The sequence below is a fragment of the Arthrobacter sp. Hb9-2 genome, assembly GCF_059091165.1.
The window spans coordinates 1-8,815 of sequence record NZ_JBNHGJ010000063.1 but is presented as its reverse complement, the minus strand read 5'-3'; the positions used below and the strand labels follow the sequence as shown (position 1 = coordinate 8,815).

Below are 8,815 nucleotides of genomic sequence, written 5' to 3'. Positions count from 1 at the left end.
CCGCGAACCTGCGCCGGCTCGGCAACGTTGCCACCGCCCTGCGCGTCAGCATCCCTTCCGCTTAACCGTGTTGATCCGTCACAACTAGGAGACACACCAATGCAATCTGTACAGAACATCCAGGACATCGTCACCGGCGACCAGATCGACCCCCGGTCCTTCCGGAACACGCTCGGCCACTACGCCTCAGGGATCACCATCATCGCCGGGCTTGCCGGGGACGAACCCATCGGGTTCACCTGCCAGTCGTTTTACAGCGTCTCAACCGAGCCTCCCCTGGTGTCCTTCAGCGTCATGCTGAACTCCACGACCTACCCGCGGATCCGCGAAACCGGGAAATTCTCCGTGAACGTCCTCTCACACGCCCAGCACGAAATCTCCAACCAGTTCGCCCGCAAAGGCACCGACAAATGGGCCGGCATCGACTGGAACCCCACCCGGAACCAGAACCCCGTGATCGCAGACACCCTCATGTGGCTCGACTGCGACATCTTCGCCGAATACGAAGCCGGGGACCACTACATCGTCATCGGCCGCGTCAACGAAATGAGCACCCCGGAATGGCACTCCGGCCACCCCCTGCTCTACTTCAAAGGCCAATACCGCCACCTGCTCGAACTCAACGCAGACTAACACCACACCCCGCCAACAACTTCACTGCCGCACGGTTGCCCGCCTAAGAAAGGGCTGCCTGGTAAGGCCCGGAGCATAAAATGTCTGGGAGGTGAAGGTGAGCGTTCGTGAGGCTTTCGGACACCTCGAAAGCCTCACGGCGTAAGTGAGTGTGTCGATTCAGACGAGAGTGGATACCAATATGAATGACTGCCTCGCCTACCGGAACATAAGGTACGCCAGTGCTGAGCGTTTTGCCGCCGCGGAGCTGGTTCCGTTCCAGGGAGCGGAACCGGGGAATGTAGCTGGCCCCCTCCCGCCGCAGAATCCGTCACGTTTTGACGTGCTGCTGGGTCCCCCGGCGCCACTGGAACAGTCGGAGGACTGTCAGGTGTTGTCCGTTTTTACCCCGGGCACTATAGGCAGTCGCCCAGTCATGATCTGGTTTCACGGCGGCGCCTTCATAACCGGTGGCGGTGAGCTTCCCTGGTATGACGGATCCCGTCTCGCGACAGAGCAGGACGTTGTTGTGGTCACCGTGACGGCCAGGCTAGGCGTGCTCGGATATCTGTGTCTGGATGACGTAGAGGAGCCCAGCCCAGCGACCACCGATCAGTTGACCGCCGTCGCATGGGTTCATCGCTATATCGACCAGTTCGGGGGCGATCCCGACAACATCACGCTCTTCGGACAGTCCGCCGGAGGATTTGCCATAGAGGTGATGCAGCGCTGGGGTCTTGGTCCGCACGTTAAAGGCGCAATCTACCAGAGCAGCGACATCAATCTCGGCCGGCTTTCCTACCAACGTGAGGACGTCACCCGGCAGGCGAAGGCATTCACAGAGCTCGTCGGCCGGGATCCACGCTCCCTGTCCACCGCGGAAATTCTTGCCGGGCAGACGCGCTTCGCGGAGCAGGCGGGAACTGTCGAAATCTGGGCACCCGTCAGGCCTGGGATAGAGCAGCCGATCCGTACCCGCCTCCTCGCAGGCTGGACCCGCGACGACACCCTCCCGTTCATCATGATCGAGAACGGGATATTCGAACCACGCCCAGGCGTCTTCGAACAGTTCGCGGAGGCAGTGCGTGAACGAAACGCAGCCGAAATGATCAAGGGAACACGGGAGGTAGTGGACGAAGCTGTGGGAAACGGATACCCCTGCTGGCTCTACGAGTTTGATTGGGACGTACCGGAATCCGGCTGGGGGTCACCGCACTGCATGGACTTGCCTTTCCTGCTCGGCAGTAAAGAGGCTTGGACGTCTGCCCCCATGGTGACGGGCGGTGACTGGAATCTTCTCGAACGCAGAGGCCTGTACCTGCGCGGAATCTGGGGGGCGTTTGCTCGAAATGGGAACCCGGGCGCCGGCTGGCAGAAGTATTCAAAGCATACGAAAGTCATCAACAGGCTTGAGCAGGACCCCTCTCCTGCCCCGTAGTCCAAAGGTACGGACGAGCAGCACTGACTTTCGATGGAAAAACCCCTACAACAACCACTAATCACTGGCCCGAGACCGGCCGGGAAAGGAAACTGATGTCAGACCTCACGCATATCCGGCCAGACTGGGAGTGGGACAAGGACTATCCGCTCACACAGATGGTCAAAGCAGGCGACTACCTTTGGCTTTCAGGACAGGTCCCCTATGACGAAAAAGGTGAGCTCGTCGGGCTTGGTGATTTCCAGGCGCAGGCGCGTCAGGTATTCACGAACATGCGACATGTTCTGGGACTCGTGGGCTGTGATCTGACATCCGTTGTCCGGTTAACAAACTACCTCGTAGTTCCCTTGCGGGACGCTGACACGACAAAGGCGTTCTGGGAAGTGAAGCGGGAGTTTTTCGGCGACAGGCACCCCGCGAGCACCGGTATCCAAGTCAGCGCGCTCATAACTCCAGACATGCTGTTGGAAGTAGACGCCATCGCCTATGCCCCCGATGCCAAAGTTTGACTCAAGGATTAACCTGACAGGCCCTGGACACTGAACAGTAAGCTTCCAGGGCCTGTACGGCCCAAAATCGAATGGACGAGAGACGCACCGCTCTCAGGTGGCGCTCACGGCTCCACCCTTCGTGGCCATAGGTGAGGGGCAGCCGCTTCGACCAGCTGGACGCAGCGGGAGGTTGCCGTCTCGTCACCGTCCTCACACGTTCACCGCGTCTGTATCCAAGCTCACTTCAGACACCGCCATAGAACGCGCAAATACCGCCGTTCACGATCAAAAGGGTTGGCCCCACTCAGTCAATTTACTTCTGCATGTACACAACCTTCCAAAACTTCGGACGGAGATGCGGTATCGTCCAGCATGATGCAGTGAGCCATGAACTCAGGCTCATTCACGAGGAAGGCCGATCAGCCACGAACACCGCCGCCGCTAAATTCGATGCCGTAGATGTCCGCATTGTTCAGGAGCTTCAACAGGACGGGCGCCGCCCAGTCCGTGAAATTGCCAAGAATTTGAACATCCCGGAGGCCACGGTGCGCCTGCGGTTACGGCGCCTACAGGAAGCCGGAGTACGGATCATGGCTTTCGCGAATCCAGCAGGATTCGGACAGATCAAGCCGGCACTCCTACTTGCCATTGTCGGGCCGAGCTCCCATGACGAAGTTGTCCAGGCCCTTGAGGCATGGCCGGAGGTCGTCTACCTCTCCACGATGCTCGGAGAATTCGACCTCTGCATTCAAATCTACGCCGAAGACGATGCAGAGTTGCTGAAGTTGACACAAGGCGTAAGGGAATTGCCAGGGGTCCAGTCCGTGAAGGTGATGCTCGAGATCGACGTTCACAAACTGCACTGGCGGCTGCTGCGATCCAAGGACCTGGAAACTGAATGAACGGCGCATCAGACCGACCAGAAATTAAGTGCTTTTAGGGTCACATCCCTTCAGGAGCAACCGCCTTCAGAGCTTTACTTCCCAAGCCAAGTGGTATGTTCGCCGATCTGACGTACTCGGCCTGCACAGTTGCCGCCGATATCCCAGGGTTGTGATGCGCCTTACCAACTTCTGCCAAGGCCCGGCCACTTCCACCTGCCTTCAAACCCCAGGAACAGCTAGCCGAGTCAAAATTTCCTGAACAGGTTCGCACAGCAAAAGTAGCAACAGGTAGCGATTTCTGCGCATATACAAGAAACTTTCTAATTTTCCTTTGACATGCGCAGCTTTTTTCGTACTATTGTTTCCTATATGCAGAGTTGGTGAGATCCATCACTCTGACTTCAGGAGCCTCTGCTCCAAAGGCCCTCCGAATGACGGGAGGGTGTTCGCCTCTCTGGCAGCACACACAACTCATGCAAAACATGCGACCCGGACAACCGGCGACCCAAGACGAGCATGAGCTCTAAACACGGAACGGGTTTTCTGCACCGGTCCATGGAAGGAACAAATCATGGCCACTTGGGATTCGATTGTGGTCGGCGGCGGCTTCGCTGGCGTAATGGCCGCGCGGGAGCTTTCGGAAGCTGGTCTTTCGGTACTCCTGGTTGAAGCACGGGACCGCTTGGGCGGACGCACAGCCTACCGGTCATTTGCAGGGACAGAGGTCGGAATCGAACTTGGGGGGACTTACCTTGACGAGGCCCACACCCACATCAGGAACGAAACAATGCGCTACGGGCTGCAGCTCGTATATCCTCCCGAGCCTCAGCGTTTGATCTGGCACCTAAATGGCCGGCGATGGGAAAGCACCGGTTTGCCCGTGCCGTGGGAGGAAGCTGTCAGCGCTGAGGAAGCCCTCTCACAGCTCCGCGCCGCCGCAGCCCGAGTCACGGTGGGGACTCCTCATCACCTGCAGGACATCCAAGACCTCGATGTTTCAGTGGAAGACTTCATAAACAGCCTGGAACCCGGGCCGATCACGCGTGATCTGCTGATGTCATGGGCTTCCCTGTACTCAGGCACCGACAATCACGACAACTCGGTTCTATACCACCTGCATTCAATCGCCGCCCTGGGGGGCAGCCCCGTCGCCCTGGCACCATCCCTGCTAATAGAAAGTGGAACGGCCAGCCTGATAGATGCCATGGCCGGAGACTTCACCGGTGAAATCCGGCTCTCCACCACCGTGCAGGGGATCACCCAGGACGCTGCCGGCGTCACCGTCACTACCGCTGACGGAGAACAGTTGCGGGCGGAACGCGCAGTAGTTGCACTGCCCGTCAACACTCTTTCCCAGGTGGCCTTCGATCCACCCCTCAACGCAGGCAAACAAGTACTGTTTGGTGACGGGCACGTCGGGCACGGGTTCAAATTCTTTGCGCTTGTCGAGGGCGTCCCGGAAAATGTACAGGCGGTCGGCTGGGGACTGGACAGCGGCGTGACTTGGCTGTCCACCGCCAAGCACCTCGGGGACCGGAGCCTCCTTGTTGGTTTCGCACATCCGGCGGACAACTTTTCCCCGTTTAGCGTCGAGGACGTCCAAAAGGCCGTGGACGACTACATCCCCGGTGCTCGCGTCATCGCCGTCGACGGGCACGACTGGAATGTCGACGACTTCTCTCAAGGGACGTGGATTTCCCCGCGTCCAGGCCAACTTACCGGTCTCGCGGCAACGCCGAGTGCGGACGAGGACCGGCTACATTTTGCCGGCGCAGACATCTCTCTCCGCTGGTTCTCCTGGATTGAAGGTGCTTTGGAAACCGGTTATGAGGCGGCACACCGCCTAATCGCAGCCGCAGATGCGGCTCAAATCAAGGAGATGGTATGAAGAAGGTCGCCGTCATCACAGGCGCAGCAAATGGAATCGGTGCGGCGACAGCACGCCGTATGGTGGAGGACGGCTTTGATGTAGTCGGCCTGGACAGGGAGCCCGGACAGATCGACGGGGTTACCTTCTACGAGTTTGACGTCACGAAAACCGACGCGCACGACGAGCTCCTTGACCGCATTGAAGATAAGCACGGCAGTATTGCAGCCTTCGCCAACATCGCTGGCGCCGCTTCCCCCACAACCATGGCAGACATCACGCTGGACACCCTTCGCAAGCAGATGGCTATCTTCGTCGAAGGAGCTGTGTTCTTGTCCGTCTCCGCCGGGCGGCGCATGGCGAAGACCGGCGGTGGGCGGATCGTTAACGTGAGTTCTACTGGCGCGTTCGCCGCCATGCCGTCATTCCTGGCATACAACACGGCCAAGGGAGCCCTTGACGCCGCCAGCCGGACCCTGGCCCAGGAGTTGGCCCCGCAGAACGTTCTACTGAACGTGGTCTCACCAGGCTTCGTTCGGACACGGATGTCCAACGACCCTGACACCGGCGTTAACGAAGCCGACTCAGAGTGGTTCCAAACCCAGTTTGTCGACTCCGGCCGGCTGCCCATCGCGCGCACCGCCGAACCCTCTGAAATAGCCGAACCAATTGCATTCCTCCTCTCCGAACGCAATACATACATCAGCGGGGAGACCCTCGTCGTCGACGGCGGCTTGACCTCAACAATGTAGGTCTGGGCGCAAAGTCTCCCCTCAGGCCTGCTGGATCAGTAGCGCAATTTGTTCGCCGCCACAGGGGCTGCCTCGTGGACCACCGACGGGGCCCTCTTCCATCACGGTTACCGTTCCGTGCTTCCACTACATCCGCTCCAACGACGGGGCGGAGTGACACAACAACTAGACACCAGTTCCAAGGAAGGAACGACATGTCCGTGGCTCAAACCACTGCAGATACATCCGGGGTCCTGAGGGCAAAAGTGATACCCGTGGTTGCCTACAGCCTCATCTTTACCCTCCTGTTCTTCATCCCGAACCTTCTGCCCTTGTACACCGGAATCCTCATCGACGCGGGCGGGATGAGCCCATCCCAAGCCGGCGGAGTGAACTCCACCTACCTCGGTGGTATGACAGTTGCTGCCATCGGCGCCACTTTCCTGGTCACGAAAATTTCTCCTCGAAAGCTGGCATTCCTCGCCACAATCCTCCAAACCGCAGGGTTTTGCTACCCCCTGGTCTTCGCAGGCGGTGAAGGCGTCCTCGTTGGCATGGCCATCGCCGGGTTGGGAAACGGCGCACTGTTCGCAGTCGCAAATGCCGCAGGAGCCTTGGAAAAGTACCCCGTGCTCGTTTTTGGGGCAGGAATGGTACTGGCCAACGTAGTTTCAGCCGCCGTCCCAACACCCCTGTATGCAGCGGTTGAAAGCTTCGGTCTCCGCGGGCTCTTCATCACCCCGCTGGCGATAATCCCGCTGATACTCGTTTCTCTTCTCGTTCTGCCCCGCAAGGTCGCGACCGTAACCGGCACGCCGGAACTTCCCCGGACCCGCCGATCGCGATCAGTCAAAACGACTTCGGTTCTGCTTCTTTCCGGGATCTTCCTCACCAGTCTTTTCAACATGGTCTACTACGCCTACTCGGATCGACTGCTCGTACGAGCCAACTTCGACGTCGACGCCATTGCCGTCATCTTCACGGTCGTTTACCTGACAGCAGCAATTGGCGGCGTTATAGCCATGGTGATGGCCGGCTGGCAGCGGCACCTTGCTTCCGGCCTGGTAGTCATCACCGCACTCCTGACACTCTCGGTCGTAATCGCAACGACAATAGAATCACCGCCGGCAGTTGTGGTGGCCGTAAACGTAGCAGGGATGATCTCCATGCTGACCATGGCGGTTCAACCTGCTGTTGCTGCACAAATCGACGCAACCGGTCGGCTCGCGGCCGCAGCCAGCGGCGCCCTCATTGCCAGCATGGCCCTGGGCCCGATTGTTGGAGGGTGGGTACTCGAAGCCTTCGGATTCCCCGGAATCACCACCCTTTCGACGATCATGGGGCTGCTGGCCATCGCACTGGTCGCCGCTGTCTACTTGCGTCGCAAGGCGGCAACAGAAGAACCACTTCCGGCTGCGGCACCCGAGCAGACCAACGTGCCGGGATAACCGGACTACCCACCGGGAGATTGTCCAACGGCGATCCCCGCCCAAAAACCTCGTCCCAACAACAGGAGAAACAACACACCATGATCAATAGCACGACGACAACGACCGACGCCCGCAGTCTCGTCCTCCATGCCGTGAAGGCGCTCTTCATCAACCGGGATATCACGGCCCTGGAACAGGATTTCGCTCCTGACTACGTTGACCACGCCCTTCCGGCCGCGGACAACGGACTCGACGGACTCCGTGGCTTCCTAGCAAATCTTCCCGAAGGCTTTGGCTATGAACCCGTCCGCGCTCTCGCCGACGACACCCTCGTGATGACCCACGGCCTCTACCACGGGTACGGCCCCGAACCGGCAGGTGTTTTCGACATCTGGCGCGTTTCCAATGGCCGGATTGTCGAGCACTGGGATGTGTACGAGAAGCCCTCAAGCGACGACTAGCCTGATATCCGACCACAGACCGCGTGGTTTGGCTCGTAGGTTGCTGCAACTTCCCGACTTTGGGTCGTAGCAGCAACCTATGGGTCTTTAAGCGACACTGAACCCGCCGACGGGAGAGCAACTTTGCGTTCCAGGCAGGCATGGTGCGAGCTTCTTGTCGGCCTCCGCGAAGAAATGGGGGACCGGTATCCTTCCTCCGGGGATGCCCCGTACGTCTTCGCTGTAGTTACGGCGACTGGGTTGAGCGGCAGAATCATTCTGAATTGGATCTTTGCCCAATGATCCATGGCCTTGCTTGCGACCTTGCCCAGTCAACCGCCGCGAGAGCCAACAACTCATTCGTAGACAATGTCCTCGCATTGGCTTACAGTTCCATGTCCTACAATTCGGTCGCCTTAGGGCTCTGACGCCCTCCGGTCAGGTTGCGCGCATCGGACCAGTCATACCACCCCTAATACCTGAGCATGTGATTGATTTCGTCTCACAATGCGTCGTATGAGCCTGTAATCGCGGCCCGTCGAAGTCAAGCAAGCGCTCAGAAATAAAGTTGCAAGGTCTTGACGAAAGTCATGTTAACGCTAGATCATTGTGTAGCAGGCCAGTTGAAGTGATCCACGCCACTCCCTTGGTTGGCCAGCATCAGTGATAAAAGGCGTATGAAGCCCGGGAATCTCACCGTCGACAGCGGACAGGACCCGAGCCGGAACACGCTTCTAATGGCGGTGTTTTATGTTCTGTCAGCCGATAAACACATCAACGATCCAATCTGTTCGCCAGCTATGTCTGGATCCAAGACTTGGTGAAGTATTGCTTTTGGAAGGACATCTAGAATGACAAAGACCATCGATACCGGGGTGTTTATCCCTGTGGGCAAGAACGGGTGGATTCATTCGGTCAACAC

The 8,815-nt window shown here is 58.6% G+C and carries 8 protein-coding genes; all 8 read left to right on the top strand.

Annotated features, from left to right (window positions below):
- The first annotated feature begins 99 nt into the window (after positions 1-99).
- The 8 genes from AC5RV1_RS20760 (at position 100) to AC5RV1_RS20725 (ending at position 7,914) form a co-directional block, all read left to right on the top strand.
- Positions 100-633, top strand: coding sequence for a flavin reductase family protein (locus AC5RV1_RS20760; protein ID WP_493995874.1), 534 nt, complete (start codon positions 100-102; stop codon positions 631-633).
- A gap of 145 nt (positions 634-778) precedes the next feature.
- Positions 779-2,050: a carboxylesterase family protein gene (locus AC5RV1_RS20755; protein WP_493995873.1), complete on the top strand. Its 1,272-nt coding sequence runs from the start codon at positions 779-781 to the stop codon at positions 2,048-2,050.
- Between the two features lie 95 nt (positions 2,051-2,145).
- A complete protein-coding gene (locus AC5RV1_RS20750; protein ID WP_493995872.1) occupies positions 2,146-2,559 on the top strand; it encodes a RidA family protein in 414 nt (137 codons plus the stop codon).
- A gap of 362 nt (positions 2,560-2,921) precedes the next feature.
- On the top strand, positions 2,922-3,443 hold the full coding sequence (locus tag AC5RV1_RS20745) for an Lrp/AsnC family transcriptional regulator (protein ID WP_493995871.1): 522 nt from the start codon (positions 2,922-2,924) through the stop codon (positions 3,441-3,443).
- Between the two features lie 553 nt (positions 3,444-3,996).
- The gene (locus tag AC5RV1_RS20740; protein ID WP_493995870.1) at positions 3,997-5,313 is read left to right on the top strand and encodes a flavin monoamine oxidase family protein; all 1,317 of its coding nucleotides are present in this window, start codon (positions 3,997-3,999) and stop codon (positions 5,311-5,313) included.
- Positions 5,310-6,044, top strand: a complete 735-nt coding sequence (locus AC5RV1_RS20735; RefSeq protein WP_493995869.1) for an SDR family NAD(P)-dependent oxidoreductase — start codon at positions 5,310-5,312, stop codon at positions 6,042-6,044. Before AC5RV1_RS20740 ends, AC5RV1_RS20735 begins: the two co-directional genes overlap by 4 nt.
- A gap of 200 nt (positions 6,045-6,244) precedes the next feature.
- Positions 6,245-7,471, top strand: coding sequence for an MFS transporter (locus tag AC5RV1_RS20730; RefSeq protein ID WP_493995868.1), 1,227 nt, complete (start codon positions 6,245-6,247; stop codon positions 7,469-7,471).
- 80 nt (positions 7,472-7,551) lie between these two features.
- On the top strand, positions 7,552-7,914 hold the full coding sequence (locus AC5RV1_RS20725) for a nuclear transport factor 2 family protein (RefSeq protein WP_493995867.1): 363 nt from the start codon (positions 7,552-7,554) through the stop codon (positions 7,912-7,914).
- Positions 7,915-8,815 lie beyond the last annotated feature (901 nt).